Raw genomic sequence first — 26,513 nt, 5'->3', positions numbered from 1 at the left:
GGGGCTTCGTGCGCGAGTTGACCTACTTGACGGTGACGGTCGCGCCGGCGGCCTCGAGCTTGCCCTTGGCTTCCTCGGCGGCTTCCTTGGCGACCTTCTCCAGCAGCGGCTTGGGTGCGCCGTCCACCAGGTCCTTGGCCTCTTTCAGGCCCAGGCCGGAGACGATCTCGCGGACGACCTTGATGACACCGATCTTCTTGTCGCCGGCGGCCTCGAGGATGACGTCGAACTCCGACTGCTCCTCGGCGGCCTCGGCGGGCGCACCACCGGCGGCGGCGCCACCGGCAGCGGCAACGGCGACCGGGGCGGCCGCGGTGACCTCGAAGGTCTCCTCGAACTTCTTCACGAAGTCGGAGAGCTCGAGCAGGGTCATTTCCTTGAAGACGTCGAGCAAGTCTTCGGTGGAGATTTTTGCCATGGTGTGGGTCCTTCCTGGTGTGGGTTTTTGGGTTATTCGGCGTCAGCCGGTGTCTCGGCGGGTGCTTCTGCCTCGGCGGGTGCCTCCGAAGCGGCTGCCTCGGGAGCGGGTTCTGCGGCCGGAGCCGCTGCGGCAGCCGGGTCGGCCGCCTTCTTCTCTTGCAGGGCGGCCGCGAGGCGGGCGAACTGCGAGACCGGCGCGTTGAACAGGCCGGCAGCCTTGGCGAGGTTGCCCTTCATGGCACCGGCCAACTTGGCCAGCAGCACCTCGCGGGATTCCAGGTCGGCGATCCGCTCGACCTCGGCCACCGTCAGCGGGTGGCCGTCCATGTAGCCACCCTTGATGACCAGCGCCTTGTTCTCCTTGGCGAAGGTCTTGATGGCCTTGGCGGCGTCGACCGGCTCGCCGCTGACGAACGCGATGGCCGTCGGGCCCGCGAACAGCTCGTCGAGACCCTCGATCCCGGCTTCCGTCGCCGCCCGCTTGATCAGCGTGTTCTTGGCCACGGTGTAGGTGGCCGAACCCGCCAGCGAACGACGCAGCTCGGCCAGGTTAGCGACGGTCAGGCCGCGGTACTCGGTGATGACGGTCGCGGTCGAGGCGCTGAACTGCTCGACAATGTCCGCTACGGCGGTGGCCTTGTCGGCTTTGGCCATACATAACCTCCTCGGTGAAAGTGTCGTCTGCGCTTCCCCCGAGGAACGACGAACGCCCCGGCGCAGGAAGCGGCACGGGGCGTTGAAGTACACCGGCGCGAGCGCCGGCGGTAATGCCTCGTCCCCCTGCGTGGGCCGCCGGGATGTTTCCCGGACCTTCAACCGATTGCTCGGTGACCGACGGTCTTCGGTGGATCGGCACCAAGGATAGCGTGACAACACGCGGTCGGCCAAAACGGCGGATCTCGGGTGACGGCGACGCTCAGCAGAACAAATGCACCAGCGGCCGGGGCAGACCGTTCGACCATATGCGGCGCGACGCGGTCGGTTAAGCCCCCGCCAGCCGGGCGGCGCCGACCAGGCCGGCTTCGCCGCCGAGCTCGGCGGGCACCACCCGCAACCCGGCCAGGAAATCCAGCCCGGCGTAGTCGGCCAGCACCGCGTGCAACGGGTCGAACAACACGGGGCCGGACTTGGCGACTCCTCCCCCGATGACGACGAGGTCCAGATCGCAGACCGCCGCCACCGAAGCGATCATCGCCGCCAGCCCGGTGGCGCCTCGCCGGAATGCCCGCAGCGCTACCTCGTCGCCATCCGCCGCTGCGGCGGACAGCTCGCGAGCGCCGGCAGCAGGCGGCGCTGACCATCCGTTGGCCCGCGCCCAGCGCACCAGCCACGGACCTGCCGCGACCGTCTCGACGCAACCGCGGCCCCCGCATGCGCACCGCTCACCGCCTTCTTCGACGACCACGTGACCGACGTGACCGGCATTGCCGGTGCGCCCGGTGTAGGGGGCGCCGTTGAGTACCAATCCGCCCCCGACGCCGGTCGACACCACCATGGCCAGCAGAAAGCCCGCACCCCGCCCCGCGCCCTGCCAGTGCTCTCCCAGGGCCATGCACAATCCGTCACCGCCGAGCCGCACCGGCACCCCGGGCACCGCTGCCGCGACCCGGTCCCGTAACGGAAAGCGTTGCCAGCCTTTGATATTGATCGGGCTGACGGTTCCGCTGCGCAGGTCGATGGGCCCGGCCGAAGCGATCCCCACCGCGCGGACCGCGCCGCCGGCCGTCGACAGGGCGTCAGCGACCATCGCGGCGACCACCTCCCACACCTGCTCGGCCGAACCGCCGGGCGGGGTGGGCCGGGTCGCGTTGTACACCAACGCTCCGGTGGAATCCACAAGTCCCGCAGCGATTTTCGTGCCACCGATGTCCAGACCGAGAGTAAGCATCGCCGATCAGTGCCGATGGGTGTTGTCGGGTTGGCGGGGGTCACCGGGATGCTCGTAACCCGCGGCGAGCTGGACCAGGTCGGCGCGGCGCTCGTCCAGCCACAGCCGGAACGCGCGACGGCGAGCGGCGGCGCGCAGATGCTCGGCGACCGCGGAGTGCACCTGCGCCAGCGGCGGCTCGACACACGACGGCGCGCGCCAGCCGTGACCGTCGGGGCTCGCCGCGGCGAACCGAAGCGGATTGCGGGCGTGATAGTCGGCCACCTGTCGATCGCTGACCCGGACCGCGACCGTCACATCGACGAACAGCGCTCGCGCCCGGGGGTCCGCCAGCGCCGCCGCGGCCACACTGCCGATCTCCAGCCGGGCCGTCACGTCGGGTAGCAACTCGGCCTCGGTCGGCGCGTCGCCGACGCTCAATCCGCGGGCGGCCAGCTCGGCGGCGACCACGCGTTCGGTCACCAGAAGTTGCGTGAGCCACCGCCGCAGCTGGCGGCCCTCGCTGGTGCCGCGCGCGGGCAGCGCCGCCGCGTGTGGGCCGCTGCGCAATCGCGCCTCGGCCGCGTCGACCTCCTCGACCGCGACGGGGGCGCCCGCGACGGTGGCGACCGGGTGCAGGCTCATGTCACGGTCACCCGCACCGCCGGCGAGTAGACCAGCCGTCCTGCACAGCCCACCCGGATCAGCGCCCACCATTGGCCGGGTTCCAGCCACGGTGGCGGGCTGACGTCGAAGCCGAACTCGACGGTGCCCCCGGCCGGCAGCACCGCACCGACCGAGGCCGGGCCGATCCATTCCCAGGTGCCCCAGGGGCTGATCAGATGGGCCTCGGCCGACAGGTCTGCCGCGCCGTGACTGCCGATCGTCACGGCCACCCGGCCCGTCTGGCCGGCCCGCAGTGAGATCTCGTCGGGACCGTCGACGAGGTAGACCAGCTCGGTGTCCTGGTCCGCGCCGACTTCGACGATGCTCACGTCCTCCACGGTCTGGCGCCAGGCGGCCGGGATGTCGTCGCCGAAGATGCGCAGCTGCGCCCGGACCGGATAGAGCCCGGGCGCGGCATCGGCCGGGATCGTCAGCACCACGTCGGCCTCCCGGTGCTCGCCGCTGCCGAGCCGCAGCGGCAGCTCGGCGGGTGTCGCGGACCAGCCGTCCGGGCACGCGAGCGCGACCACGCCGTGCAGCTCGGTGTCGGTGCAGTCGCTGGCCGCGGTGAGCCGCAGGGTCAGCTCGCCGCGCGGCTCGGCGGTCGCCCGCTGGGGATGCAGGTGTGCGACGGCCGGCAGCCCGCCCAGCGGCGCGGGCCCGCGATTGTGCAGCCAGTAGCGCGCATACAGCGGCTGCGCGGTCTCGGCTTCCGGGGCCAGCGCGGTGGGCTCGTCGAATGCCTTGGGGATCTCGAGGCGGGCCAGCACGGTGGCGACCTGGTAGCCGTGCAGCTCGATCGATCGCTTGCGCCCCTGCGGCTTTTCCAGCAGGTCAGCGAGGTGTAGCGAGCCCAGTTTGCCGAGCGTAGAGCCGACCGAGACGCGGGTCCGCGCGCCGGTGGTTTCGACCAGCCGCAGCGTGACCGCGCCGGGGTCGACGGGCTCGGCGCGACCGGCCGTCAGCGGGTTGCCGGCCGCCTTGAACGCGCCGATCTGGACGGTGTGGTCGGGGTCGACGTGCAGCAGCGACCCGGCGGACGCCAGGTCGCCTCGCCGTTGATCGGGGAAGACGGCGCGCAGCGGATGGGAGAACTGCGCGCTGCGGTTCGCGATGTCGGCGTGCCGCCAGTCGCCGTCGCCGCTGGCGAGCGCGTAGTCGAAGTGGTGTGTCCAGTGCTGCAGTTGGAAGTTCGACCCGTCGGGCGCGGTACGGCGCGGTTCGTCAATCCAGGTGCCCGACGGCCAGCCGGTGCAGGACCGCAACAGCGCGGTGTGCAGCGTGCCTTCGCTGTCGACGGCGAAGCTCGGCACCCCGCGGTTGAGCAATGCGACCGTGCGGGATTCGAAGGGTTCCGCGCCTGACGTGGCGCGCTGTTTGACAACGATCTCAGCATCGTCGAGATCGTGTGCCAACGCGGCTATTTCGTTATTGAGACGCTTCTCATCACTGCCGTCAATCACCAGCACGGGCAGCGCGCGCACGCCGCTCAGGTCGACTCCTGGCACCCAGGTTTCCGCCAACGACTTCGCCGCGGGCACCCACACCCTGGCCCGGCCCCGCTTCGACAGCTGGCGTTGAAGTTCCTTGGCGTACTCCGGATCGGCTTCGGCGAGTACCGCTTTGGTGAAGGCGTTGCGTTCAGGCCCGCCCAGCGCGATGCGGACGTCGGGCAGGTTGGAGTCGACCGCGAGGTTGCCGTAGCGCGGCCGGTGCGCGCCACTGCAGGTAGCCGTCACGCCGGCGCGGACCAGGGCGACCATCAGCTCGCGCGCCAGCGGTCCCGACGACGCTTCCGACGGCGACACCACCTCGGCTACGGACAGCGCACGAATATTGTTGCTTCCCAACCTAACCCGCGCAGCCGACGACAGGCCGAACCAGCTGTAGGCCGGGTTGTCCAACGTCCACGGCAAGTGCTCGGTGTCCACCGATTCGGGTCCGTCGTGCAGCAACGCGAAACCGCGGCCGACGACGGCATCGCCCACCTCGCTGACCGGCATGGCGCCCGGCACCGGACACGGCCAGCGCATCCGCAGCAGGCGATCCGCGCCGGTGAAGTCGTCGATCGTGGTGCGGCAGTCCACCCGCGTCACACCATTCCACAGCGTCAACGTCTGTGTGTAGCTGAGCAATTCGTTTATCCGGCCGTGCACGACCAGCCGCTGACCGAGCGGCCCGCGGTAGGCCTGCACCTGCGCGGGCGATTCCGAAGAGCCCACCACCGGCCCCTTGGGCAGCAGATGCCAAGGGCCCTCGCCCTGCGTCGGGTGAGCCGGGTATTCGTCGTAGACGGCGAGCTCGTTGCCCACCCGCCCGTCCGCGATCAGCTCACGGCCTTCCCGGCCGGTCAAGTGAACCAACGACACCACCGCCCCGCCCCGGGCCGGATCGACCGTCAACCGGTAGTGCTCGTTTTCGATCTGGTGTCCGGCCACCGATTCCCAGCCGGTCGCCGCATCGGCCGCGATCAGTCGATACGACCGCCAGCCCAGCGACGGGATGTCGCGGGCGAGCCAGGTGACCGACCGCCCGTCGTGCTCGACCAGCGCGGGCAGCTCGGCGCCGTCGGCGTCGCGCACCCGCACCCCGGCGGGCAGCGGCGGATCAACCCGTGCGGTGACGATGTCGGTGCGCCGATGCGTCAGCGAATTCCAGACGACCACGTCACCGGCCTCGGGACGCACAGCGCGCGACAACAGCGCCAGGGAGTTGTCGCGGGCCGCGCTGCCCAGCTCCCACGCGTCACGCCAACCGGTCAGCAGGTCGAGGTAGACCTGGTCGGATTCCGAGCCGGTGATCGCGTCGTGGTGCGCGCCGTAGGCCAGCTGGACCCACGCCTTGGCCAGCGCGGCCTGCGGGTAGTCGGCGCCGGTCATCAGCGCGGCGAACACGGCGTAGCGCTCGGCGTCCAGCACCGCGTTTTCGGCGGCGCGGTTGGCCTGTTTGGTGTCGATGTAGGAGACGTCTTTGCCGGTGTAGATCGGGTTCATGTCGCGCGTCTGCGGGGACGGCACCGACCCTCGCTCGTTCAGCTCGGCACGCACCGCGGCGAAGAACTCCTTGGGCAGCGCGCACACGAATCGCGGCCAGGTGTAGCGCGCGGCCCAGTCGCGGTGGATTTCGGTGACCCACTTGTTCGGCGGCGTGTAGTCGGTGCCCACCGGCAACAGCACATTGCGGGTCAACGCGACCCTCTTGAGCTGATCGAACACTGCGTACGTGGCGTCGCACGCCTCGGCCAGCGACGCCGACGAATCCATCCCCCAGCCGGCCCCGTAATGCGCCGGCATGTAGTGCGTGAGCAGCCCGCGCCCGGACGGCGAAATCCATTCGAACTCGCTGCAGAACTGCATGCCCTCGACACCGCCCGAGTGCGTCGGGCCCCACTGGTGGTGTGGTCCGCGGGCCCACGAACTCGACGTCAGCCCGGCGTCGGCGGCCATCCCGGGAAACTGCGGGTCGTGGCCGAACACGTCGAGCTGCCATGCCGTGGCGGGATCGGCGCCCAGTACGTCACGCTGAAAGCCGATGCCGTGCACCAGGTTTCGGATTGTTGTCTCGGGGCTGGTGAGGTTGGTGTTGGGTTCGTTGTAAGTGCCGCCCATGATCTCGACCCGGCCTTGCGCGATGAAGCGGCGCAGATCGGCGCGGTCTTCGGGGTGGGTGTCCCAGTACGGCTTAAGGTAGTCCACCTCGGCCAGCACGAATTTGTACTCGGGCTCGCGGCGGGCCATTTCCAGATGCGCGTGCACCAATTCGAAACCGTTGGTCTGCCGGCCTTTGCCCGGCGGGTCTTCGCGCCATTCACTGGTATAAGCGCCCTGCGTGTTCCACCACACCGGGTCGTAGTGGAAATGGCTGACCATGAACATCGTCCAGCCCGGCTCGGCGACGGTGAACTCGAACGCCACACTGTCGTCGCCGGCGTGCACCCGGGCGGGCCGCCGCTCGCCGACGACCGGGCGCCGCACGGTCACCGCGATCTCGACGGCCTCGGCGCCGGCCTCGGCGCTCCCAGCACCGTGCAGACCGTCACCGTCGATGCGCAGCGGCGTCGGCTCGGTCACCCCCTCGACAGCGACACGGGCCAGCTGTAGCGGCGTGTCCTGCGGCCCGACGAACAGTTCGGTCGACTGCGCCGAAATCAGCTGCATGCCCGCACCTTAACGCGCGACGGCCCGGCGCCGGAGGTTAAGCCGTCGGCGCAGCGCAAAGCTGTCACCGGTAGCTGGAAAACTCGGCGCTACGGATGACCTGACGACACAGCCGTGCGCCGACTACCCGCTCAACCAGGAGGATTGATCATGCCAGCCCTCGCCCCGCCGGTGACCGACGAGCGCAGCGCCCTGCGCGAATACCTGGCGTTCCACCAAGGCTCCTATTTCGCGGTGTCCTACGGCCTCACCGACGAGCAGGCCCGGTCGTCACCGTCGGCCAGTGCGCTGTCGGTCGGAGGGCTGGTCAAGCACGTCACCCGGATGCAACGCAGCTGGATGGCACGGGTCGCGGCCGCACCGGACGCGGCGCCGCAAGATCCCCGGCCGTTCGACGCCGAGGCGTTCGCGGACCAGCACGTGATGCGGCCCGACGAGACGCTGGACGGGTTGCTGCGGGATTTCGCCGAACAGAACGCGGCGTCGCTGCGCCTGGTGGAAACCGCCGACCTGGACGCCCGGGTGCCGGTGCCACACGATGTTCCGTGGTTTCCCAAGGACCTGGATGCCTGGTCGGTGCGGTGGGTGATCCTGCACGTCATCAACGAGCTGGCCCGTCACGCGGGGCACGCCGACATCGTCCGGGAGACCATCGACGGAGCCACGATGTACGACCTGATCGCGGGGCTGGAGGGCTGGGCCATCGAGGGCTGGGTCACGCCTTGGAAAAAGGCGTGAGCACTGGGCCGGATCGGTAAAACGCCTGCTCACCGGACAGCGAGTTGGGCCTTGGCAGCCCTGGTTTGGCAGACTGCACAGATGAGCTCTACCAAACACCGAGACGTGGCCAGGCTCGACCGGGTGCCGTTGCCGATCGAAGCGGCCCGGGTCGCGGTCACCGGTTGGCAGGTCACTCGCTCCGCCGCTCGCGTCGTCACCAAGCTGCCGGGCCGGGGCCCGTGGCAGCAGAAGGTGATCAAGCAGCTCCCCCAGACCTTCGCCGACCTGGGCCCGACGTATGTGAAGTTCGGCCAGATCATCGCGTCCAGCCCGGGCGCGTTCGGCGAGTCGCTGTCCCGCGAATTCCGCGGCCTGCTGGACCGGGTCCCGCCGGCCGACTCCGAAGAGGTGCACAAGCTGTTCGTCGAGGAGCTCGGCGCCGACCCGGCCGACCTGTTCGCCAAGTGGGATGAGACGCCGTTCGCCTCGGCGTCCATCGCGCAGGTGCACTACGCCACGCTGCACAGCGGCGAGGAGGTGGTGGTCAAGATCCAGCGTCCGGGTATCCGCCGCCGGGTGGCCGCCGACCTGCAGATCCTGAAACGCTTCGCCCAGGCCGTCGAGCTGGCCAAGCTGGGCCGCCGGCTCTCGGCGCAGGACGTGGTCGCCGACTTCTCGGCCAACCTGGCCGAGGAGCTGAATTTCCGTCTCGAGGCGCAGTCGATGGAGGCCTGGGTCTCGCATCTGCACGTGTCGCCGTTGGGCCGCAACATCCGGGTGCCGACCGTGCACTGGGACTTCACCAGCGATCGTGTGCTGACGATGGAACGGGTGCAGGGCATCCGCATCGACGACGTCGCCGCCATCCGCAAGGCCGGGTTCGACGGCGTCGAACTGGTGAAGGCGCTGCTGTTCTCGCTTTTCGAGGGCGGGCTGCGGCACGGGTTGTTCCACGGCGACCTGCACGCGGGCAACCTGTACGTCGACGACCAGGGCCGCATCGTGTTCTTCGACTTCGGCATTATGGGCCGCATCGACCCGCGCACCCGTTGGTTGCTGCGCGAATTGGTGTACGCGTTGCTGGTCAAGAAGGACCATGCCGCGGCCGGCAAGATCGTCGTGCTGATGGGAGCCGTCGGCACGGTCAAGCCCGAAGCCCAGGCCGCCAAGGACCTGGAGCGCTTCGCCACCCCGCTGACCATGTCGACGCTGGGCGACATGTCGTATGCCGACATCGGCCGGCAGCTGTCGACGCTGGCCGATGCCTACGACGTGAAGCTGCCGCGCGAGTTGGTGTTGATCGGCAAGCAGTTCCTCTACGTCGAGCGGTACATGAAGCTGCTCGCGCCGAAGTGGCAGATGATGTCGGACCCGCAACTCACCGGGTACTTCGCCAACTTCATGGTCGAGGTCAGCCGCGAGCATTCCTCCGACGTGGAGGTCTAGGTGGAGATCCGCACCGGTTATGCGACGGCCGGACCCGCGTCCAGCGACCTGAAGCTCTACTACGAAGACATGGGCGACGTCGACGACCCGCCGGTGTTGTTGATCATGGGCCTCGGCGCCCAGCTGCTGCTGTGGCGCACCGAGTTCTGCGAGCGGCTGGTCGGCCACGGCCTTCGGGTAATCCGTTACGACAACCGCGATGTCGGACTGTCCAGCAAGACCGAGCGCCGTAGCGTCGGGCAGTCGCTGGTCACGCGATTGGGCCGCTCCTGGGTGGGCCTGCGCAGCAGGGCGACGTACACCCTCGAAGACATGGCCGACGACGCAGCGGCGGTGTTGGACCATCTGGGCATTGAGGCGGCGCACGTCGTCGGGGCATCGATGGGTGGGATGATCGCCCAGGTCTTCGCCGCGCAATTCGCCCATCGCACAAGGACTCTCGGGGTCCTTTTCTCGAGCAATAATTCGGCGTTCCTGCCCCCGCCGGCACCGCGCGCATTGCTGGCGCTGATCAAAGGTCCGCCGCCGAGCTCGCCCCGCGACGTGATCCTCGACAATGCGGTCCGGGTGAACAGGATTATCGGGAGCCCGGGTTACCGCATTCCCCACGAGCAGGTCCGCGCGGAGGCCGCCGAAGGATACGACCGCAGTTACTACCCGCAGGGCATCGCCGGGCAGTTCAGCGCGATCCTGGGCAGCGGGAGCCTGCTTCATCACGACCGGCGCATCACGGCACCGACGGTCGTCATCCACGGTCGGTCCGACAAACTGATGCGGCCTACCGGGGGACGAGCGATCGCGCGCGCAATACGCGGAGCACGATTGGTGTTATTGGACGGAATGGGACATGATCTGCCACAGCAGCTGTGGGATCCGGTGATCGGTGTTTTGACGAGCAATTTCGCCGACGCCAGCTGAGCCGGAGTCGAGCAGACGGCTTAGGCTGTTTTTGTTCGTCGCAACTTTCGCACGAGATCTCACAGAGTTGTAGCGTTGATACTTGGGAGGACGCGATGGTCGCGAAATTGAAGCCGTATTACGAAGAGTCGCAGGCTACCTACGACATTTCTGATGACTTCTTCGCGTTGTTCTTGGACCCCAACATGGTCTACACCTGCGCATACTTCAAGAACGACGACATGACGCTAGAAGAGGCGCAGCTCGCCAAGCTGGATCTGGGGCTGGACAAGCTGAAGCTCGAGCCGGGAATGACGCTGCTCGACGTCGGATGCGGTTGGGGCGGAGCGCTGGTCCGTGCGGTGGAGAAGTACGACGTCAATGTCGTCGGCATCACACTGAGCCGAAATCACTACGAGCGCAGCAAATCTCGTCTTGCCGCGATCACAACCACGCGCCGGGCCGAGGCCCGGCTGCAGGGCTGGGAAGAGTTCGATGAGCACGTCGACCGGATCATCAGCTTTGAGGCCTTCGACGCGTTCAAAAAAGAGCGGTGGCCGGCGTTCTGGGACTGGGCCTACGAGGTGCTGCCTGACAACAGCCGGCTGCTGATGCACAGCATCTTCACCCATCCGCAGTCGTACTGGAAAGAGCACGGCATCCCGATCACGATGACCGATCTGCGCTTTCTGAGATTCCTCGGCAAGGAGATCTTCCCCGGCGGCCAGATGTGCGGTGAACCCGACATCGTCGATCTCGCGCAGGCCAGTGGTTTCGCGCTCGAGCAAACTCAGTATCTGCAGTCGCACTACGTGCGGACGCTGGACATGTGGGCGGCCAATCTGGAGGCCAATCGCGAGCGTGCTATCGCCATCCAGTCCGAAGAGGTCTACGACCGCTACATGCGCTACCTCACCGGCTGCGCGGACCTCTTCCGCAAAGGCATCTCCAACGTCGGACAGTTCACCCTGGCCAAGTAGCGCGACACGCCCGACATGACAGTCGGGTTGAACTGCGAGGTTTCGCCGTTCGTCAATACGGGCAGATGCTGAGTAATAAAATTTTGCCCACTCGGGCTCGGGGGATGTTCGATGCGTTTTTGCGGGGAGGGCGCACGCTGATGGCTCAAAAACTGGAACCACACTTCGACGACGTACAGGCGCATTACGACCTGTCCGACGACTTCTACCGGCTGTTCCTGGATCCCAGCCAGACTTACAGCTGCGCCTACTTCGAGCGCGACGACATGACGCTCGAGGAAGCCCAGCTCGCCAAGATCGATTTGTCGCTGGGCAAGCTGGGCCTGCGGCCCGGTATGACGCTGCTCGACGTCGGGTGCGGCTGGGGCGCCACCATGCGCCGCGCGATCGAGAAGTACGACGTGAACGTCATCGGGCTGACGCTGTCCAAGAACCAGGCCGCGCACGTGCAGAAGTCGTTCGACGAGATGGACAACCCCCGCGGCAAGCGCGTGCTGCTGGCCGGCTGGGAAGAGTTCGACGAGCCGGTGGACCGCATCGTGTCGATCGGCGCGTTCGAGCACTTCGGCCACGACCGCTACGGCGATTTCTTCAAGATGGCCTATCACGTGCTGCCCGGCGACGGCGTGATGCTGCTGCACACGATCACCGACTTCACCAAGCAGGAAATCATCGACCTGGGCTTGCCCATCTCCATCGACTTGTTGCGCTTCATCATCTTCATCCAGCGGGAGATCTTCCCCGGCGGGCGGTTGCCGAAAATCCCTATGGTGGAAGAACATTCGCGCGATGCAGGTTTCACGTTGACGCGCCGCCAGTCGCTGCAGCCGCACTACGCCAAGACGCTGGACCTGTGGGCGGCGGCCTTGCGGGCGCGCAAGGACGAGGCGATCGAGATCCAGTCCGAAGAGGTCTACGAGCGCTACATGAAATACCTGACCGGTTGCGCCGACAAATTCCGGCAAGGCTACGTCGACGTCAACCAATTCACGCTCGCGAAGTAACCCGCCGGCAGTGACCCCCCGGGATCGATGATCGGTCCCGGCGCATGCGCAGGGTATCTTTAGGTGCGTTTTCGTCAGGAAGGCAAAAGGTCATGGCTCGGAAACTGACACCGCACTTCGCCGATGTGCAGGCACACTACGACCTGTCCGACGACTTCTTCCGGCTGTTCCTGGATCCCAGCCAGACCTACAGCTGCGCCTACTTCGAGCGCGACGACATGACGCTCGAAGAAGCCCAGCTCGCCAAGATCGACCTCGCGCTGGGCAAGCTCGGCCTGCAACCGGGCATGACCCTGCTCGACGTCGGCTGCGGCTGGGGTGCCACGATGCGCCGCGCGGTGGAGAAGTACGACGTGAACGTCGTCGGGCTGACGTTGTCCAAGAACCAGGCCGCGCACGTGCAGCAGTCGTTCGACGAGATGGACAACAGCCGCAGCAAGCAAGTGCTGCTAGCCGGCTGGGAACAGTTCGACGAGCCCGTGGACCGCATCGTGTCGATCGGCGCATTCGAGCACTTCGGCCACGACCGCTACGACGACTTCTTCACGATGGCGCACAGCGTACTGCCCGATGACGGCGTGATGCTGCTGCACACGATCACCGGATTGACGGGGCCACAGATCGTCGAACGTGGCATACCGCTGACCTTCGAGATGGCCCGCTTCATCAAGTTCATCGTCACCGAGATCTTCCCGGGCGGCCGGCTGCCCTCCATCGAGAAGGTGGAGGACCACTCGTCGAAGCACGGTTTCCGGTTGACCCGGCGCCAATCGCTGCAGCCGCACTACGCCAGGACCCTCGATCTGTGGGCAGCGGCGCTGGAATCGCACAAGGACGAGGCCATCGAGATCCAGTCCGAAGAGGTCTACGAGCGCTACATGAAATACCTGACCGGCTGCGCCAATGCGTTCCGGGTCGGCTACATCGACGTCAACCAATTCACCCTGGAGAAGTAGCGATCGCGTCCGCCCCGGACAGGTGGCGGATCGCCGATCGAGAAACCCGGTGGCATCGCAGCTCAAATCCGAGCGATACGTCCCCCCGGGTGTAGGGTCCCCCAGATGGTCTCCCGCCGGGAGCCATGTCCACCGGGGGGACATATGTCTGAAAGTTCAGCGGGTGCCACGCGGACGCGGTCTAACGAGGCTGATGTTCGGGCGCACTACGACCTGTCCAACGAATTCTTCGCGCTGTTCCAGGATCCGACCCGCACGTACAGCTGCGCATACTTTCCCCACGAGGGCATGTCGCTGCACGAGGCGCAGGTCGCGAAGCTGGATCTCACACTCGACAAACTGGCGCTGGAGCCGGGGATGACCCTGCTCGACATCGGTTGTGGCTGGGGTTCGATGATGAAGCGCGCCGTCGAGAAGTACGACGTCAACGTCGTCGGGGTGACCTTGTCCAAGAACCAGGACGCCTACTGCCAGCAGGTGCTCGGCACCCTCGACTCGAAGCGCTCACACCGGGTGCTGCTGACCGACTGGGCGGATTTCACCGAGCAGGTCGACCGCATCGTCATCATCGAAGCGCTCGAGCACTTCGGCTTCGACCGCTACGACGACTTCTTTAAATTCGCCTACGACGTCCTGCCGGATGACGGGGTAATGCTGCTGCATTCGATCACCGCCTTGCATCCCACGCAGATGACGGAGCGCGGCATTCCGGTGACGATCGAGATGGCGAAGTTCATCCGGTTCATCCTGACCGACATCTTCCCGGGCGGCCGCCTGCCGTCCATCGAGAAGGTGGAGGACCACAGCGCCAAGGCCGGTTTCGACGTCACCCGGCGCCAGTCACTGCAGTCCGACTTCGCCCGCACCCTCGACCTGTGGGCCGATGCCCTCACGGCTCATAAGGACCAAGCCGTCGAAATACAGTCCGAAGAGGTCTACGAGCGGTACATGAAATTCCTGACCGGCTGCGCCAACGCGTTCCGGATGGGCTATATCGACTGCAACCAGTTCACCCTGGAAAAGTAGACTGATGGGTCGGGCCGCGGGGGGCCGTGCGTCAAGCGCCACCGGCAGTTAAGCAGCCCGATCGGGTGTGGGTATCGTTGCTGGTCAATCGGGCGAAGATGGGCAACGGGTTTGAAAGCAGTGAATTCAGGAGACTAAACGCAAATGGCAGAGCAACCGACTAGTGCGACGAAGTTCCGAACGCGTTCGGAGGATATCCAGGCGCACTACGACGTCTCCGACGATTTCTTCGCCCTGTTTCAGGACCCCACCCGAACCTACAGTTGCGCGTACTTCGAGCCGTCCGACCTGACCCTCGAAGAGGCTCAATACGCCAAGATCGACCTCAACCTGGACAAGCTGGACCTCCAACCCGGCATGACCCTGCTCGACATCGGCTGCGGCTGGGGCACCACCATGCGCCGCGCCGTGGAGCGCTACGACGTCAACGTCATCGGCTTGACCCTGTCGAAGAATCAGCACGCCCGCTGCGAGCAGGTGCTGGGTGCGATCGACACAAACCGCTCCCGTGAGGTGCGGCTGCTGAACTGGGAGGACTTCAACGAGCCCGTCGACCGGATCGTCTCGATCGAGGCGTTCGAGCACTTCGGCCACGAGAACTACGACGACTTCTTCAAGCGGACGTTCGACATCATGCCCGAGGACGGCCGGATGACCGTGCAGAGCAGCGTCAGCTATCACCCGTACAACCTGAACGCCCGCGGCAAGAAGCTCACCTTCGAAACCGTGCGTTTCATCAAGTTCATCGTCACCGAGATCTTCCCGGGTGGTCGCCTGCCAACCACCGAGATGATGGTCGAACACGGCGAGAAGGCGGGTTTCGTTGTCCCCGAACCGCTTTCACTACGCGACCATTACGTCAAGACGCTGCACATCTGGGGTGACACGCTGGAGTCCAACAAGGACAAGGCCATCGAGGTCACTTCCGAAGAGGTTTACGAGCGCTACATGAAGTACCTACGCGGCTGCGAGCACTACTTCGGTGACGAGATGCTGGACTGCAGCCTGGTGACCTACCTCAAGCCGGGCGCCTCGGCCTGATTTTCGCCGCGCTGTCGGATTAGCGCTGCGTCGTTCGTCGGATGGGTAGAGAGTGGAGCACGAGGCTTCGCTCGCTATCGGAGGTGACGAACATGCAGTATTTCGCGCTGTTGATCAGCAAAGAGCAGGACCGCACACCCGACGACCCGGCCACCGCGATGGCGGCGTGGGAGAGCTTCCACGCTAAAGCCGGCCCGGCGATCAAATCCGGCGACGCCCTGGCGCCCGCGGCCGCCGCGGCGGTCATCACCGGCGGCCCGGACACCCGAGTGGTCACCGACGGCCCGTTCGCTGAGTCCGCCGAGGTGGCCTGCGGCTACTACGTGTTCGAAGCGGAAAATCTCGACGAAGCGCTGGGGCTGGCGCGCGACATCCCGCTCGCCGGCTATGGGGCCGTCGAGGTGTGGCCCGCGGTCCACGCGCTGGACCCGTCCCGCCCGCTCACCGGCAACGACTGGCTGGCGCTGCTGCTGGAACCGGCCGAGAAGGCACACACCCCCGGCACGCCGGAATGGGAAGCGGTGGCCGCCAAGCACGCGGATCTGCACGCGGCCGCCGGCGATCACATCGTTGGCGGCGCCGCGTTGCACGATCGGTCCACCGCGACGACCGTGCGGGTGCGCGACGGTGAGGTCCTGATTACCGACGGGCCTTATGTGGAGGGCGCCGAAATCGCCACCGGGATCTACCTATTGGGTGCCGCGGATCGCGACGAGGCCATCAAGATAGCGTCGATGATTCCCGCTTCGACGGTGCAGCTGCGGCAGCTCGCTGGAATCTCGGGACTCTAACCGCCCGCAATGACCAACCTGGACGGCGTCTTCCGCCGGGAATGGGGTCCCGCCGTCGCCGCGCTCGCGCGCTGGTCCGGCGACCTCACCGTCGCCGAGGACGCCGTCCAGGAGGCCTGCGCCGAGGCGCTGCGCAGCTGGCCCCGCGACGGTGTGCCTGAGCGCCCCGGCGGGTGGCTGGTCACCGTTGCCCGCAACCGTGCCCGGGATCGGCTGCGCCGCGAATCCGTCCGTCCCGGAAAGGAATTGGCGGCTTTCGTGGACGAGATCAGGGCTCGCACCGAGCACACCGACCCGCATCCGGTTCGCGACGACGAGCTGCGGATGATGTTCACCTGTGCCCATCCGGCGCTGGACCGCCAGTCGCAATTGGCGCTGACGCTGCGGCTGGTGTCCGGCTTGACCGTCCCCGAGATCGCACGAGCCCTGTTGCAGACGGACACCGCCGTCGGTCAACGAATCACGCGCGCCAAGAACAAGATTCGTCACGCCAACATCCCGCTGCGGGTACCGCCGGCACAGCTGCTACCCGAGCGGACACCGCATGTGCTCGGTTGTATCTATTCGGTGTTCACCGAGGGCTATTGGTCGACTGGGGGTCCGTCGGCGATTCGCGACGAACTATGCGACGAGGGTGTCCGGTTGGCCGGCGAGTTGTGCGTGCTGATGCCGGACGAGCGCGAGGCCCACGCCTTGGCCGCGCTGACGCTGCTGCACGACTCGCGGCGAGCGACGCGGATCGACGACAACGGGATGCTGGTGCCGCTGCAAGACCAGGACCGCGGCAAGTGGGACCGCAGCCGCGTCGCGCGCGGCCTGCACCGGTTGCGGCTGGCCGAGGGTGCCCCACCTGCCGCGGGCCCCTATCTGCCCCAGGCCGTGATCGCCGCGGTGCACGCGACGGCGCCGTCATGGGAGCAGACCGACTGGGTCACCATCTGCACGGCCTACGACCGGCTGGTGGAGCTGACGGGTTCGCCGGTGGCGCGCGCCAACCGCGCAATGGCGGTGGGCTTGCGCGACGGTCCCGACGCCGGGCTTCGCGCGCTGGACGAAGCGGCGCGTGATCCCCGGCTGACCCACTCGAATCTGGTCGCGACGGTAAGGGCCGATCTGCTGCGGCGCGCCGGACGGCCCATCGAAGCACTCACCTGGTACCGGATCGCGTTGGAGTCAGGCGGTTCTGAGTCGGGGCGCGACTTCCTGCGGCGGCGCATCGCCGAGTGCGGCGGATAATCAGGCGCGCCCAGCGCGAAAAACCTACGCTTCGGTGAAGTTGCGGGTGACGGCCGGGTCGACCGGAATGCCCGGGCCGGTGGTCGTCGACACGGTGATCTTCTTCAGGTAGCGACCCTTCGACGACGACGGCTTGAGCCGCAGCACCTCGTCGATCGCGGCGCCGTAGTTCTCCGCGAGGTTCTTCTCGTCGAACGACGCCTTGCCGATCACGAAGTGCAGGTTGGCCTGCTTGTCGATGCGGAAGTTGATCTTTCCGCCCTTGATGTCGTTGACGGCCTTGGCGATGTCGGGCGTCACCGTGCCGGTCTTGGGGTTCGGCATCAGGCCGCGCGGGCCCAGGATGCGCGCGATGCGCCCGACCTTGGCCATCTGGTCCGGCGTGGCGATCGCGGCGTCGAAGTCGAGGAAACCGCCCTGGATCTTCTCGATCAGGTCGTCGCTGCCGACCACGTCGGCACCCGCGGCGGTGGCCTCTTCGGCCTTGTCGCCGACGGCGAACACCGCGACCCGGGCGGTCTTACCGGTGCCGTGCGGCAGGTTGACCGTGCCGCGGACCATCTGGTCCGCCTTGCGCGGGTCGACGCCGAGCCGGATCGCCACCTCGACGGTCGAGTCCTGTTTGGTCGACGCCGTCTCCTTGGCGAGCTTGGCGGCCTGGAGCGGGGTGTACAGGTTGTCGCGATCCACCTTCTCGGCGGCGGCGCGGTATGCCTTGCTGTTCTTGCTCATTGATCAATCCAATCTGGTGTTGGGGTCGTGGTTAATTCGGGCCGAAGCCAGCCCTCCCACGGGGTGGAGCTGAGGGTTATGCGGACCTATTCGACGGTGATCCCCATCGACCGGGCGGTACCGGCGATGATCTTGGCGGCAGCGTCGATGTCGTTGGCATTGAGGTCGGTCTTCTTGGTCTCGGCGATCTCGCGAACCTGATCCCAGGTGACCTTGGCGACCTTGGTCTTGTGCGGCTCGGCCGAGCCCTTGCCGACGCCGGCGGCCTTGAGCAGCAGCTTGGCGGCGGGCGGCGTCTTGAGCGCGAAGGTGAAGCTGCGGTCTTCATAGACCGTGATCTCCACCGGGATCACGGTGCCGCGCTGGCTTTCCGTCGCGGCGTTGTATGCCTTGCAGAACTCCATGATGTTCACACCGTGCTGGCCGAGCGCGGGTCCCACCGGCGGCGCAGGGTTTGCCTGTCCCGCCACGATCTGGAGCTTGATCAGCCCAACGACTTTCTTCTTCGGGGCCATGAGATTTCGACGTTCCTTCCTGGTTTATGCACCCAGCCGTCCCCGCGAACGGGATGGCTGGCTAGATCTTGGAGACTTGGGTAAAGGTGAGTTCCACCGGTGTTTCGCGGCCGAAGATCGACACCAACACCTTGAGCTTCTGCTGTTCGGCGTTGACCTCGTTGATGGTGGCCGGCAACGTCGCGAACGGCCCGTCCATGACCGTCACCGATTCGCCCACCTCGTAGTCGACCTCGACGACCGGGCGTTCCAGCCCACCGGCCTCGGTCGTGGCGGCGGCAGCGGTGGTACCACCCTTGACGGGCTTCTTCGCCGAACCCGGCGGCAGCAGGAACTTCACCACGTCGTCGAGCTTGAGCGCCGACGGACGCGACGTCGCGCCGACGAATCCCGTCACGCCGGGGGTGTTGCGCACCGCGGCCCACGAGTCGTCGGTCAGGTCCATGCGCACCAGGATGTAGCCCGGCAGCACCTTGCGGTTGACCTGCTTGCGCTGGCCGTTCTTGATCTCGGTGACCTCTTCGGTGGGTACCTCCACCTGGAAGATGTAGTCGCCGACATCGAGGTTCTGCACCCGGGTTTCGAGGTTGGCCTTCACCTTGTTCTCGTATCCCGCGTAAGAGTGGATGACGTACCAGTCGCCGGGCTTGCTACGCAGCTCCGCCTTCAGGGCGGCGGCCGGGTCAGCCTCGTCGGCCGACTCCGCGGGGGTTGCCGGGGCCTCGATGGCCGCGGGCTCCTCAGTGGTCTCAGGGGCCTCGACGACCTCGGCAGGCTCTTCTACGTCGACCGCTTCACCGGCGGACGTGTCACCGTCGAAGGTAGTCACGGTTTTCAGTCCTCTCTATCTCTAAGCTCAGCCGAACACCAGCAGCACGAGCTTGGTCAAGCCGAAATCAGTCAGGCCGACCAGCGCCACCATGAAGGCGAGGAACACCAGCACCACGGAGGTGTAGGTGAGCATCTGCTTGCGGTTGGGCCAGATCACCTTCCGCATCTCCGCAACGACCTGCTTGAGGTAGTTGTAGACGAAGACGAGCGGGTTGGCCGTGCGGTCCCCGGGTTTCTTCGGCTTCTTGGCCTTCTTGCCGGCTCCGGCCTTCTTGGCCGGAGACTTCTCCTTGGAGTCCTCGGTCTCGTCCGATGACTCGACGTCGACGTCGTCGCCGGCATCCGCCACCCGCTGCCGGGACCGCTTGCCCGTTGGCCGCTGCGGACGCGCCACAGGCTTGGTCACCACGGCCGTCCGACCGCCGCTGGTGCTGTCGTCGGTGTCACCGCCGTCGCGTGCGGCGTCGTTGGCAGCAGGGACGTCGAGGCCCTCGTCGCTCACCGCATGCTCCTTTGTTCGCTAGCTATCGCGCGATTCGTCCCGCGCTGACCGGTTAGTGTCCAGCATGGCACGTTTCCCATTGTCCAACTCCTCCTCAGGCCGTTGCGGCCTGCATCGTCGTCGGACTTGGATCCGATTGTCCAACTCCTCCTCAGGCCGTTGCGGCCTGCATCGTCGTCGGACGTTCGCCTTGTGCAGGGGCGACAGGACTTGAACCTGCAACCTGCGGTTTTGGAGACCGCTGCTCTGCCAGTTGAGCTACGCCCCTTCGCGGTTGGCAGGCCAACCTGCGCTTACCTTCCGGGGCCTACATGACACGCGCGCTCTCCGTTCGGTGATCGCCGAACCTGTGGACAGCGCGCTGTAATGGGAAAACCCCGAGGTCCGAGTGTACATCGGCACGGGAGTCAGATACTAATTACGCGGTTCTGACGACCTGCCCGGATTCGTGGTCCCATCTGAGCTTGACGGGATCGTCGTCGTTCGATTCTTCCCGGTACTGCCCCATCAACGTCGTGTAGGCCACCATCACGACCTCACCGTTGTCGTCGGTGCAGATGTTCTTGGTGACGACGATGTCGGCGCCGAATCGCTCGTTGACCGACTCGACGTCCATCCGCCCCCACAGCTTGTCGCCGGCCTGGATCGGCCTGTTGAACACGAAGCGCTGCTCGACCTGGACGATAACCAAGCTCTCCATGCCCAGGTCGACATGGCGGAAGAAGTCCAACTGCACGTACTTGGCGAAGATCGTGACGAGGGTCAGCGGCGCGAGGATCGAGTCGTAACCGAGTTCGGCCGCCGCGGCCTCCTCGTAGAAGGCCGGGTGATCGTTCTTGATGGCCCGGGCGAACTCCCGAACCTGCTCGCGGCCCACCACGAAGTAGTCCGGATACCGCCAGATCATGCCGCGGATATCAGTCTTGAGCGCCATGGGTTACGCCAACTTGGCCGACGCGATTGCCCGTCCGAAGATCTTCTTACCGCCGGTGGTGGCGCTGATCGCGATGGTCACCGACTTGGTCTCCGGGTCCGCCGACTTGACCCGGCCGCTGAATACCAGCTCGGCGCCCTTGCCGTCGTTGGGCACCGGCACCACGGCCGTGAACCGCACATTGTATTCGGTGACCGCACCGGGGTCCCCAACCCACGACGTGACGTAACCGCCGCCGATGCCCATCGTGAGCATGCCGTGCGCGATCGCGGTGTCCAGCCCGACGACCTTGGCGATCTCGTCGTCCCAGTGGATCGGGTTCAAGTCCCCCGAAACTCCCGCGTAGTTCACCAGATCCTGGCGCGTCAGCGGGTAGGTCTTCTCCGGAAGCTGGTCGCCCACCTTCACCGAGCTGAACTCACGCAGTGGCATCAGAAAATCCCTCTTCTCCGTTCTCACCAGCACGGCCCGCCAGGGTCGTGTAGGTCTCCTGCACGATGTCACCGGCCTCGTCGGTGATGATGTTCTTGGTCACGACGATCTGGGTGCCGTGCGAGATGCGCATCGAGTCCACGTACACGTCGCAGTAGAGCCGATCGCCCGCTACCAGCGGCTTGAAGTACTTGAGCACCTGGTCGACCTGGACAATCTGCGCGTCGGTGACCGCGATGTTGGCGTGCTTGAAGAACGCCGACTGCGCCTGGTAGCCGAACACGCAGCAGAACGTCAACGGCGCCAGCAGCCCCTTATAACCAAGCTCGGCAGCGGCCTCCTCCTGGGAGAAGTACGCGTCGTTGTTCTGCACGGCGACCGCGTACTCGCGGATTTTCTCCCGCTCCACCTCGTAGTAGTCGGGATAGCGGTAATGCATCCCGACTAGATCTTTGGTCAACGGCACGGCTTCAAAACCTACCTGGTCAATTTCGTCTAAACGGCCAGAGATGATTAGCGCGTCTCGCGGTGTGCCTGGTGCTTGCCGCAGTTCGGGCAGAACTTCTTCAGCTCCAGCCGGTCCGGGTCGTTTCGCCGGTTCTTCTTGGTGATGTAGTTGCGGTGTTTACACACCTCGCAGGCCAAAGTGATCTTCGGCCGCACATCGGTACTGGAAGCCATTACGGTTCTCTCTCAAATCTCTCGAACTCTACGTTGTTGTGTTGTAGCGATGGCCGGACTCGAACCGGCGACCTAACGATTATGAGTCGTTCGCTCTAACCGACTGAGCTACATCGCCTCTGGTACGCGCCGTCCGCCTGTTCGGCGTCCGCCGAGCCCCCTAACGGAATCGAACCGTTGACCTTTTCCTTACCATGGAAACGCTCTACCGACTGAGCTAAGGGGGCCTGGAACCCGTAGCGAACAGTCTTGCCTCGGGCCTAAAAGAGGGTACAGCGCGACGCGCGACGGCACCAAACCACGCTGCAGACGGTCAGCCCTCGGCGCTGTTGCGCTTCGGCTGCCACGCGCTGAGGTCGCTGAATTCGTCGTAAATGTCGTCCTGGTCGCTCTGCGCGTCCGAGTCGAGCAGCGTCCGCAACGCGAGGTGGACGGCCTCGCGCGCATCGGCCACGTGATAACGACGGATCGCCTCCTGGACCAGATCGTCGTCGATCTCCATCTCGACCTTCTTCAGCATGGAGCAACAATACCCACGCAGCACCGTCCGAATCGCCGGCGAAAGCGCGGTTGACGAGCGGTGATGCGCCCGAAATGCCAGGTCGGTTCGCCGGGTCATAGTCTGATGCGGTGACAGATTCGTCCGCGGACCGACTGTATTTCCGGCAACTGCTCTCCGGTCGCGATTTCGCCGCCGGCGACATGATGGCCGCCCAAATGCGCAATTTCGCCTATCTGATCGGCGACCGTCAGACCGGCGACTGCGTGGTGGTGGACCCGGCCTATGCCGCCGGCGAGCTGGTCGACGCGGCCGAAGCCGACGGTATGCACCTGTCCGGGGTCCTGGTCACCCACCATCACCCGGACCACGTCGGCGGCTCGATGATGGGCTTCGAGCTCAACGGCCTCGCCGACCTGCTGGAGCGAACCAACGTGCCGGTGCATGTGAATACCCACGAGGCGCTGTGGGTTTCGCGGGTTACCGGGATTGGTGTCGACGACCTGACCCCGCACGAGCACGGCGACAAGATCAGCATCGGCGCTATCGAGATCGAGCTGCTGCACACCCCGGGCCATACGCCGGGCAGCCAGTGCTTCCTGCTGGACGGCCGGCTGGTCGCCGGGGACACGCTCTTCCTGGACGGCTGCGGACGAACCGACTTTCCCGGCGGCGACTCCGACGAGATGTATCGCAGCCTGCAGCAGCTGGCGGCGCTGCCCGGCGACCCGACTGTTTTCCCGGGGCACTGGTATTCCACCGACCCCAGCGCGTCGCTGGCCGAGGTCAAGCGTTCCAACTACGTGTATCGCGCCACCAACCTCGATCAGTGGCGAATGTTGATGGGCGGCTGAGTAATAGCCACGGTCGTTGCGATTCCGCAGTCTGGCCAGCAGAATTTCGGGTGCACATCGCTGTGATATAAGCGGAGGGATGGATTCCATGGGGTGGATCCAGGGCAGCTGGCACGGGGTCACCGATGTCGAGTCCAGCACCTGGTTGGCGTGGGCGGCGTGGGCGGCAATTGCGCTCGGCGTGATCGCCCTGATCTTCGCCAACCACCAGATCGGCCGCAGCCGCCGACTGGCCGCCGAGCAGACCCGACCCCACGTCGGCATGCTGATGGAGCCGCACGCCGCGGACTGGCACGTGATCGAGCTGGTCGTTCGCAATTTCGGCCGTACCGCCGCCTACGACATCCGCTTTTCATTCGCGAGTCCGCCGACGGTGGCCGAATACGAGAATTCCACCGACGGCTATGCCGAAGTGGTCGAATTGCAGCTGCCCAGCGAATTGCCGGTACTCGCGCCCGGCCAGGAGTGGCGGATGGTCTGGGATTCCGCACTCGACCGCGGCGAAATCGGCGGCGGCATCGAGTCTCGCTTCACCGGGAAGGTGCTCTACTACGACCGCCCCGACAAGCCGCGCGGGTGGCGGTTCTGGGAGCGCGAGCGCCAGCCGCTGGAGACCAATGTGGTGCTGGACTGGGATGCGTTGCCGCCGGTGCAGCGCATCGAGCTGATGACCACGCACGACCTGGCCAAGCGGGAGAAGCAGAAACTGGAACTGCTACGCAGCCTGCTGACCTACTTCCACTACGCGAGCAAGGAAACGCGCGCCGACGTGTTCCGCACCGAGATCGACCGAATCAACAGCGCAGTCGCCGAAACTCAGGATCGCTGGCGAGCCCGCCAGCTCGATGCACCCACCGATGTCGGACTGCGCTGGGGCAACTCCCAAGACGACCTCGGTAAACACCGCGGCGAGCACGTCTGAGCGTCCACGTCCGAAGGAGCAACGCATGAGCGGTCCGGTCACCTACAGCCTCAACGACACCGTCGCGACCATCAGGATGGACGACGGCAAGGTCAACGCGCTGGGCCCGACCATGCAGGCGGCCATCAACGAGGCGATCGACCGGGCCGACAGCGACAACGTCGGCGCACTGGTGATCACCGGCAACGAGCGGGTGTTCAGCGGCGGATTCGACCTGAAGATCCTGACCTCCGGCGAGACGCAGCCCGCGATCGACATGCTCAGGGGCGGCTTCGAGCTGTCCTACCGGCTGCTGTCCTACCCCAAGCCGGTGGTGATCGCCTGCACCGGGCACGCCATCGCGATGGGCTCGTTCCTGTTGGCGTCCGGCGATCACCGGATCGCCGCCCACGCCTACAACATCCAGGCAAACGAGGTCAAGATCGGCATGACGATCCCCTATGCCGCGCTGGAGATCATGAAGCTGCGGCTGACCCGTTCGGCGTATCAGCAAGCCACCGGGCTGGCCAAGACCTTCTTCGGTGAAACCGCCCTTGCCGCAGGCTTTGTCGACGAGATCGTGTTGCCCGAGATGGTGGTCAGCCGCGCCGAGGAAGCCGCGAAGGAATTCGCCGGCCTGCACCAGCACGCGCACGCCGCAACGAAATTGCGTGCCCGCGCCGACACGCTCAAGGCGCTGCGCGCCGGAATCGACGGCATCGAAGCCGAATTTGGTCTGTAGGGAGGAGGCGATGCGATTGCCCGGGCAACCGCCTCCCCTCCTGTCGCCTCCTCCACCGCAGAGTGTGGCACCGCGGCGACCGGCCGTCACTTCACCCTGAGACCACCGCGTCAGACGGCCCAGCGGAACCGTTTGAGGTACGCCTCCCAATCCCACGTCAGCAAAAACTCCTGCGCCGCCTGGTAGCCCTTCTGATACAGCGCCTCGAGGCGATCCGCGGCGATGTCGAAGTCGAGGACGCCCACATCGGTCGACTCGACCGGGATCGCGCGGGCTGCGACCCACGGCTGGTTGAGGTGGGTCTGATCGTGGCCGGTCAGCATCGTGGTGAGCAGGCTTTCCAGCAACGCCGTCTGTTCGAAAAGCCGTAGCGGTTTCAGCGCGGGCATCACCGCGCTGAAACCTTCATTAAGCCGGGGCAAGACCGTGACCCCGAATGTCGGCCACCGCGGCACTTTTCCGTCGAAGCGGTCGAACGTGTCGATCGGAAAGTTCGACAGCACGCCGCCGTCGACGAGGGTGGACGTCGCCCCGGTGACGCTGCGCAGCTTGACCGGGGGGTAAAAGAACGGGATCGCCATCGACGCGCGCACGGCGTCAGCGACCAGCTGCTCATTCGGGTCCAGCCCGTAGAGCCGCCGGTAGTCCCAGGGCAGCCGCACCAACTGCGCCGCGGTCACGTCGGCGACGGTAACGACCAGCTTGTGCCGCGGCCGCTCGGGCATCGTGGCCTCGTCGAGGAGCAGATCTCCGAAGTAGGTGACGCCCAGGTTCTTCAGCTCGCCGCGAATCCATTCGTAGGCGGCGTCTCCCCGAAACATGCTGGTGTCCCGGACAAGTCCCCATGCAGCACCGAGAATCGGGACGGGTCCCGAGTCGCGCCACTTGCTCAGCGGCGCCGACAGCGCGAGCTCCTTGACCTCTTCGCTCGTCAGCTGGTCACCCTTGGACGAGGCCGCCAGAATCGCACCGACCACCGATCCGGCCGACACGCCCGATACCCGCGGGAACGTATAGCCCGCGTCCATCAGGGCGACGATGGCGCCCACCAGACCGATGAACTTGACGCCCCCGCCGGAGAGAACGAGATCAGCGGATTTCGACTGCCGGCTCCCCATCACTCGTCCTGCGCCGAAACCCAGTCGTAGGCAAGGTATTTGCCGTCGAAAGTCACGACGACGCGATCGCCGGCGGGGTGCGGCTTACGCTGCAGGTCGACGCTGAAGTTGATCGCGCTCATGATGCCGTCACCGAACTGCTCGTGGATGACCTCCTTGATGGCACCGCCGTACACCTGAAGCGCTTCGTAGAACCGGTAGATGGTGGGGTCGGTCGGCACTCCGCCGTTTGCGAAGGCGGCCTGTCCCCCGCGCAACGGCGGGGCGGCCAGCACCGGTGTCGCCGACTCCTCGAGACCCAGCATCTCGACCAGCACCTTGCCCAGCTCCGGCGGAATCGGATGCTGACCGAGCAGCGCCGACGTGGTCCACAGCAGCGGCCGATCGATCGCGTCGGCCAGCTCCTGCCATGTGAGGCGCTTCGTCAGGCGGGCAACGACGATCTGCTCGGTGATCTCGTTTCTGTTCATCAACCCAGCATGCCCTAGCCGTCCTGTCGCCACGACCCGCGAAGAAGACTTCATAGCGCAGCGATATGCGGCGCGTCCCCGCGAAAGGGTTTCGC

29 protein-coding genes and 3 tRNA genes are annotated in these 26,513 nt (G+C 66.1%); 13 read left to right on the top strand and 19 right to left on the bottom strand.

What is annotated here, in order from left to right:
* Positions 1-22: 22 nt before the first annotated feature.
* From rplL to MAAFP003_RS04220, 5 genes are all read right to left on the bottom strand, one after another.
* Positions 23-418 carry a 50S ribosomal protein L7/L12 gene (gene rplL / locus MAAFP003_RS04240; protein ID WP_096284709.1) on the bottom strand — a complete coding sequence of 132 codons (396 nt, stop codon included), beginning with the start codon at positions 416-418 and terminating at the stop codon, positions 23-25.
* Positions 419-450: 32 nt separating this feature from the next.
* Positions 451-1,074 (bottom strand): 50S ribosomal protein L10, encoded by a 624-nt coding sequence (gene rplJ / locus MAAFP003_RS04235; RefSeq protein ID WP_096284707.1) that lies wholly within the window; start codon positions 1,072-1,074, stop codon positions 451-453.
* A gap of 328 nt (positions 1,075-1,402) precedes the next feature.
* Entirely contained in the window at positions 1,403-2,308 is a 906-nt protein-coding gene (locus tag MAAFP003_RS04230; RefSeq protein ID WP_096284705.1) for an ROK family protein, read from the bottom strand.
* A gap of 6 nt (positions 2,309-2,314) precedes the next feature.
* A complete protein-coding gene (locus tag MAAFP003_RS04225) occupies positions 2,315-2,932 on the bottom strand; it encodes a DUF7158 domain-containing protein (protein ID WP_096284703.1) in 618 nt (205 codons plus the stop codon).
* Positions 2,929-7,110: a glycoside hydrolase family 38 N-terminal domain-containing protein gene (locus MAAFP003_RS04220; RefSeq protein ID WP_096284701.1), complete on the bottom strand. Its 4,182-nt coding sequence runs from the start codon at positions 7,108-7,110 to the stop codon at positions 2,929-2,931. The genes MAAFP003_RS04225 and MAAFP003_RS04220 overlap by 4 nt, the downstream gene beginning before the upstream one ends.
* Positions 7,111-7,281: 171 nt before the next feature.
* On the opposite strand from MAAFP003_RS04220, the gene MAAFP003_RS04215 reads away from it, so the two are divergent.
* The 10 genes from MAAFP003_RS04215 (at position 7,282) to MAAFP003_RS04170 (ending at position 17,207) form a co-directional block, all read left to right on the top strand.
* Complete coding sequence (locus tag MAAFP003_RS04215) at positions 7,282-7,848, top strand: DinB family protein (RefSeq protein WP_096284699.1); 567 nt, start codon at positions 7,282-7,284, stop codon at positions 7,846-7,848.
* Positions 7,849-7,929: 81 nt separating this feature from the next.
* On the top strand, positions 7,930-9,276 hold the full coding sequence (locus tag MAAFP003_RS04210; RefSeq protein WP_207768458.1) for an ABC1 kinase family protein: 1,347 nt from the start codon (positions 7,930-7,932) through the stop codon (positions 9,274-9,276).
* Positions 9,277-10,194 carry an alpha/beta fold hydrolase gene (locus tag MAAFP003_RS04205; RefSeq protein WP_096284697.1) on the top strand — a complete coding sequence of 306 codons (918 nt, stop codon included), beginning with the start codon at positions 9,277-9,279 and terminating at the stop codon, positions 10,192-10,194. It begins immediately after the preceding gene.
* A gap of 95 nt (positions 10,195-10,289) precedes the next feature.
* Positions 10,290-11,153 carry a cyclopropane mycolic acid synthase family methyltransferase gene (locus MAAFP003_RS04200; protein ID WP_096284695.1) on the top strand — a complete coding sequence of 288 codons (864 nt, stop codon included), beginning with the start codon at positions 10,290-10,292 and terminating at the stop codon, positions 11,151-11,153.
* Positions 11,154-11,293: 140 nt separating this feature from the next.
* The gene (locus MAAFP003_RS04195; protein WP_096290871.1) at positions 11,294-12,157 is read left to right on the top strand and encodes a cyclopropane mycolic acid synthase family methyltransferase; all 864 of its coding nucleotides are present in this window, start codon (positions 11,294-11,296) and stop codon (positions 12,155-12,157) included.
* A gap of 92 nt (positions 12,158-12,249) precedes the next feature.
* Complete coding sequence (gene mmaA2, locus MAAFP003_RS04190) at positions 12,250-13,113, top strand: cyclopropane mycolic acid synthase MmaA2 (protein WP_096284693.1); 864 nt, start codon at positions 12,250-12,252, stop codon at positions 13,111-13,113.
* Positions 13,114-13,257: 144 nt separating this feature from the next.
* Positions 13,258-14,139, top strand: coding sequence for a cyclopropane mycolic acid synthase family methyltransferase (locus tag MAAFP003_RS04185; protein ID WP_096284691.1), 882 nt, complete (start codon positions 13,258-13,260; stop codon positions 14,137-14,139).
* 144 nt (positions 14,140-14,283) lie between these two features.
* Positions 14,284-15,180: a hydroxymycolate synthase MmaA4 gene (gene mmaA4 / locus MAAFP003_RS04180; protein ID WP_096284689.1), complete on the top strand. Its 897-nt coding sequence runs from the start codon at positions 14,284-14,286 to the stop codon at positions 15,178-15,180.
* A gap of 92 nt (positions 15,181-15,272) precedes the next feature.
* A complete protein-coding gene (locus tag MAAFP003_RS04175; protein ID WP_096284687.1) occupies positions 15,273-15,971 on the top strand; it encodes a YciI family protein in 699 nt (232 codons plus the stop codon).
* A gap of 9 nt (positions 15,972-15,980) precedes the next feature.
* Entirely contained in the window at positions 15,981-17,207 is a 1,227-nt protein-coding gene (locus tag MAAFP003_RS04170; protein ID WP_096284685.1) for an RNA polymerase sigma factor, read from the top strand.
* Positions 17,208-17,231: 24 nt separating this feature from the next.
* On the opposite strand, the gene rplA is transcribed toward MAAFP003_RS04170, so the two are convergent.
* The 12 genes from rplA to MAAFP003_RS04110 form a co-directional block, all read right to left on the bottom strand.
* Positions 17,232-17,939: a 50S ribosomal protein L1 gene (rplA, locus tag MAAFP003_RS04165; protein ID WP_096284683.1), complete on the bottom strand. Its 708-nt coding sequence runs from the start codon at positions 17,937-17,939 to the stop codon at positions 17,232-17,234.
* An 86-nt stretch (positions 17,940-18,025) separates the two neighbouring features.
* Complete coding sequence (rplK, locus tag MAAFP003_RS04160) at positions 18,026-18,454, bottom strand: 50S ribosomal protein L11 (RefSeq protein WP_096284681.1); 429 nt, start codon at positions 18,452-18,454, stop codon at positions 18,026-18,028.
* 61 nt (positions 18,455-18,515) lie between these two features.
* On the bottom strand, positions 18,516-19,283 hold the full coding sequence (gene nusG / locus MAAFP003_RS04155; protein ID WP_096284679.1) for a transcription termination/antitermination protein NusG: 768 nt from the start codon (positions 19,281-19,283) through the stop codon (positions 18,516-18,518).
* Positions 19,284-19,310: 27 nt separating this feature from the next.
* The gene (secE, locus tag MAAFP003_RS04150) at positions 19,311-19,787 is read right to left on the bottom strand and encodes a preprotein translocase subunit SecE (protein ID WP_096284677.1); all 477 of its coding nucleotides are present in this window, start codon (positions 19,785-19,787) and stop codon (positions 19,311-19,313) included.
* Between the two features lie 195 nt (positions 19,788-19,982).
* Positions 19,983-20,055 (bottom strand) — tRNA-Trp (locus tag MAAFP003_RS04145).
* 150 nt (positions 20,056-20,205) lie between these two features.
* Positions 20,206-20,721: a (3R)-hydroxyacyl-ACP dehydratase subunit HadC gene (hadC, locus tag MAAFP003_RS04140; protein ID WP_096284675.1), complete on the bottom strand. Its 516-nt coding sequence runs from the start codon at positions 20,719-20,721 to the stop codon at positions 20,206-20,208.
* Positions 20,722-20,724: 3 nt separating this feature from the next.
* The gene (hadB, locus tag MAAFP003_RS04135) at positions 20,725-21,153 is read right to left on the bottom strand and encodes a (3R)-hydroxyacyl-ACP dehydratase subunit HadB (protein WP_096284673.1); all 429 of its coding nucleotides are present in this window, start codon (positions 21,151-21,153) and stop codon (positions 20,725-20,727) included.
* Positions 21,140-21,592, bottom strand: a complete 453-nt coding sequence (gene hadA / locus MAAFP003_RS04130; RefSeq protein WP_370494536.1) for a (3R)-hydroxyacyl-ACP dehydratase subunit HadA — start codon at positions 21,590-21,592, stop codon at positions 21,140-21,142. Before hadA ends, hadB begins: the two co-directional genes overlap by 14 nt.
* A 74-nt stretch (positions 21,593-21,666) precedes the next feature.
* Positions 21,667-21,834: a 50S ribosomal protein L33 gene (rpmG, locus tag MAAFP003_RS04125; RefSeq protein ID WP_003898538.1), complete on the bottom strand. Its 168-nt coding sequence runs from the start codon at positions 21,832-21,834 to the stop codon at positions 21,667-21,669.
* A gap of 44 nt (positions 21,835-21,878) precedes the next feature.
* Positions 21,879-21,952 (bottom strand) — tRNA-Met (locus MAAFP003_RS04120).
* 36 nt (positions 21,953-21,988) lie between these two features.
* Positions 21,989-22,061 (bottom strand) — tRNA-Thr (locus MAAFP003_RS04115).
* Positions 22,062-22,147: 86 nt separating this feature from the next.
* Positions 22,148-22,354, bottom strand: a complete 207-nt coding sequence (locus tag MAAFP003_RS04110; RefSeq protein WP_096290870.1) for a type II toxin-antitoxin system VapB family antitoxin — start codon at positions 22,352-22,354, stop codon at positions 22,148-22,150.
* A 110-nt stretch (positions 22,355-22,464) separates the two neighbouring features.
* On the opposite strand from MAAFP003_RS04110, the gene MAAFP003_RS04105 reads away from it, so the two are divergent.
* From MAAFP003_RS04105 to MAAFP003_RS04095, 3 genes are all read left to right on the top strand, one after another.
* Positions 22,465-23,187, top strand: coding sequence for an MBL fold metallo-hydrolase (locus tag MAAFP003_RS04105; RefSeq protein WP_243393759.1), 723 nt, complete (start codon positions 22,465-22,467; stop codon positions 23,185-23,187).
* 79 nt (positions 23,188-23,266) lie between these two features.
* Positions 23,267-24,109 (top strand): hypothetical protein, encoded by an 843-nt coding sequence (locus MAAFP003_RS04100; RefSeq protein ID WP_207768457.1) that lies wholly within the window; start codon positions 23,267-23,269, stop codon positions 24,107-24,109.
* Positions 24,110-24,134: 25 nt separating this feature from the next.
* Positions 24,135-24,830, top strand: coding sequence for a crotonase/enoyl-CoA hydratase family protein (locus MAAFP003_RS04095; RefSeq protein WP_096284669.1), 696 nt, complete (start codon positions 24,135-24,137; stop codon positions 24,828-24,830).
* Between the two features lie 110 nt (positions 24,831-24,940).
* On the opposite strand, the gene MAAFP003_RS04090 is transcribed toward MAAFP003_RS04095, so the two are convergent.
* The gene (locus MAAFP003_RS04090) at positions 24,941-25,948 is read right to left on the bottom strand and encodes a patatin-like phospholipase family protein (protein ID WP_096284668.1); all 1,008 of its coding nucleotides are present in this window, start codon (positions 25,946-25,948) and stop codon (positions 24,941-24,943) included.
* A complete protein-coding gene (gene cynS, locus MAAFP003_RS04085) occupies positions 25,948-26,418 on the bottom strand; it encodes a cyanase (RefSeq protein ID WP_096284666.1) in 471 nt (156 codons plus the stop codon). Before cynS ends, MAAFP003_RS04090 begins: the two co-directional genes overlap by 1 nt.
* Positions 26,419-26,513: the final 95 nt, after the last annotated feature.

The organism is Mycobacterium ahvazicum (assembly GCF_900176255.2).
Taxonomy (GTDB): Bacteria; Actinomycetota; Actinomycetes; order Mycobacteriales; family Mycobacteriaceae; genus Mycobacterium; species Mycobacterium ahvazicum.
Note: the sequence above shows the minus strand (reverse complement) of the source record. Positions and strands in the feature narration are given on the sequence as shown.

What these genes read in the sequence shown, in the direction of transcription:
- MAAFP003_RS04200 (WP_096284695.1), top strand. Translation starts at nt 10,290, where the DNA reads ATGGTCGCGAAATTGAAGCCGTATTACGAAGAGTCGCAGGCTACCTAC.
- hadC (WP_096284675.1), bottom strand. Translation starts at nt 20,721, where the DNA reads ATGGCGCTCAAGACTGATATCCGCGGCATGATCTGGCGGTATCCGGAC.
- MAAFP003_RS04220 (WP_096284701.1), bottom strand. Translation starts at nt 7,110, where the DNA reads ATGCAGCTGATTTCGGCGCAGTCGACCGAACTGTTCGTCGGGCCGCAG.
- MAAFP003_RS04090 (WP_096284668.1), bottom strand. Translation starts at nt 25,948, where the DNA reads ATGGGGAGCCGGCAGTCGAAATCCGCTGATCTCGTTCTCTCCGGCGGG.
- rplL (WP_096284709.1), bottom strand. Translation starts at nt 418, where the DNA reads ATGGCAAAAATCTCCACCGAAGACTTGCTCGACGTCTTCAAGGAAATG.
- mmaA4 (WP_096284689.1), top strand. Translation starts at nt 14,284, where the DNA reads ATGGCAGAGCAACCGACTAGTGCGACGAAGTTCCGAACGCGTTCGGAG.
- MAAFP003_RS04170 (WP_096284685.1), top strand. Translation starts at nt 15,981, where the DNA reads ATGACCAACCTGGACGGCGTCTTCCGCCGGGAATGGGGTCCCGCCGTC.
- MAAFP003_RS04230 (WP_096284705.1), bottom strand. Translation starts at nt 2,308, where the DNA reads ATGCTTACTCTCGGTCTGGACATCGGTGGCACGAAAATCGCTGCGGGA.
- rplJ (WP_096284707.1), bottom strand. Translation starts at nt 1,074, where the DNA reads ATGGCCAAAGCCGACAAGGCCACCGCCGTAGCGGACATTGTCGAGCAG.
- cynS (WP_096284666.1), bottom strand. Translation starts at nt 26,418, where the DNA reads ATGAACAGAAACGAGATCACCGAGCAGATCGTCGTTGCCCGCCTGACG.
- MAAFP003_RS04095 (WP_096284669.1), top strand. Translation starts at nt 24,135, where the DNA reads ATGAGCGGTCCGGTCACCTACAGCCTCAACGACACCGTCGCGACCATC.
- MAAFP003_RS04175 (WP_096284687.1), top strand. Translation starts at nt 15,273, where the DNA reads ATGCAGTATTTCGCGCTGTTGATCAGCAAAGAGCAGGACCGCACACCC.
- MAAFP003_RS04185 (WP_096284691.1), top strand. Translation starts at nt 13,258, where the DNA reads ATGTCTGAAAGTTCAGCGGGTGCCACGCGGACGCGGTCTAACGAGGCT.
- MAAFP003_RS04210 (WP_207768458.1), top strand. Translation starts at nt 7,930, where the DNA reads ATGAGCTCTACCAAACACCGAGACGTGGCCAGGCTCGACCGGGTGCCG.
- MAAFP003_RS04225 (WP_096284703.1), bottom strand. Translation starts at nt 2,932, where the DNA reads ATGAGCCTGCACCCGGTCGCCACCGTCGCGGGCGCCCCCGTCGCGGTC.
- hadA (WP_370494536.1), bottom strand. Translation starts at nt 21,592, where the DNA reads ATGCATTACCGCTATCCCGACTACTACGAGGTGGAGCGGGAGAAAATC.
- MAAFP003_RS04100 (WP_207768457.1), top strand. Translation starts at nt 23,267, where the DNA reads ATGGATTCCATGGGGTGGATCCAGGGCAGCTGGCACGGGGTCACCGAT.
- rpmG (WP_003898538.1), bottom strand. Translation starts at nt 21,834, where the DNA reads ATGGCTTCCAGTACCGATGTGCGGCCGAAGATCACTTTGGCCTGCGAG.
- hadB (WP_096284673.1), bottom strand. Translation starts at nt 21,153, where the DNA reads ATGCCACTGCGTGAGTTCAGCTCGGTGAAGGTGGGCGACCAGCTTCCG.
- MAAFP003_RS04195 (WP_096290871.1), top strand. Translation starts at nt 11,294, where the DNA reads ATGGCTCAAAAACTGGAACCACACTTCGACGACGTACAGGCGCATTAC.
- MAAFP003_RS04110 (WP_096290870.1), bottom strand. Translation starts at nt 22,354, where the DNA reads ATGCTGAAGAAGGTCGAGATGGAGATCGACGACGATCTGGTCCAGGAG.
- rplA (WP_096284683.1), bottom strand. Translation starts at nt 17,939, where the DNA reads ATGAGCAAGAACAGCAAGGCATACCGCGCCGCCGCCGAGAAGGTGGAT.
- rplK (WP_096284681.1), bottom strand. Translation starts at nt 18,454, where the DNA reads ATGGCCCCGAAGAAGAAAGTCGTTGGGCTGATCAAGCTCCAGATCGTG.
- mmaA2 (WP_096284693.1), top strand. Translation starts at nt 12,250, where the DNA reads ATGGCTCGGAAACTGACACCGCACTTCGCCGATGTGCAGGCACACTAC.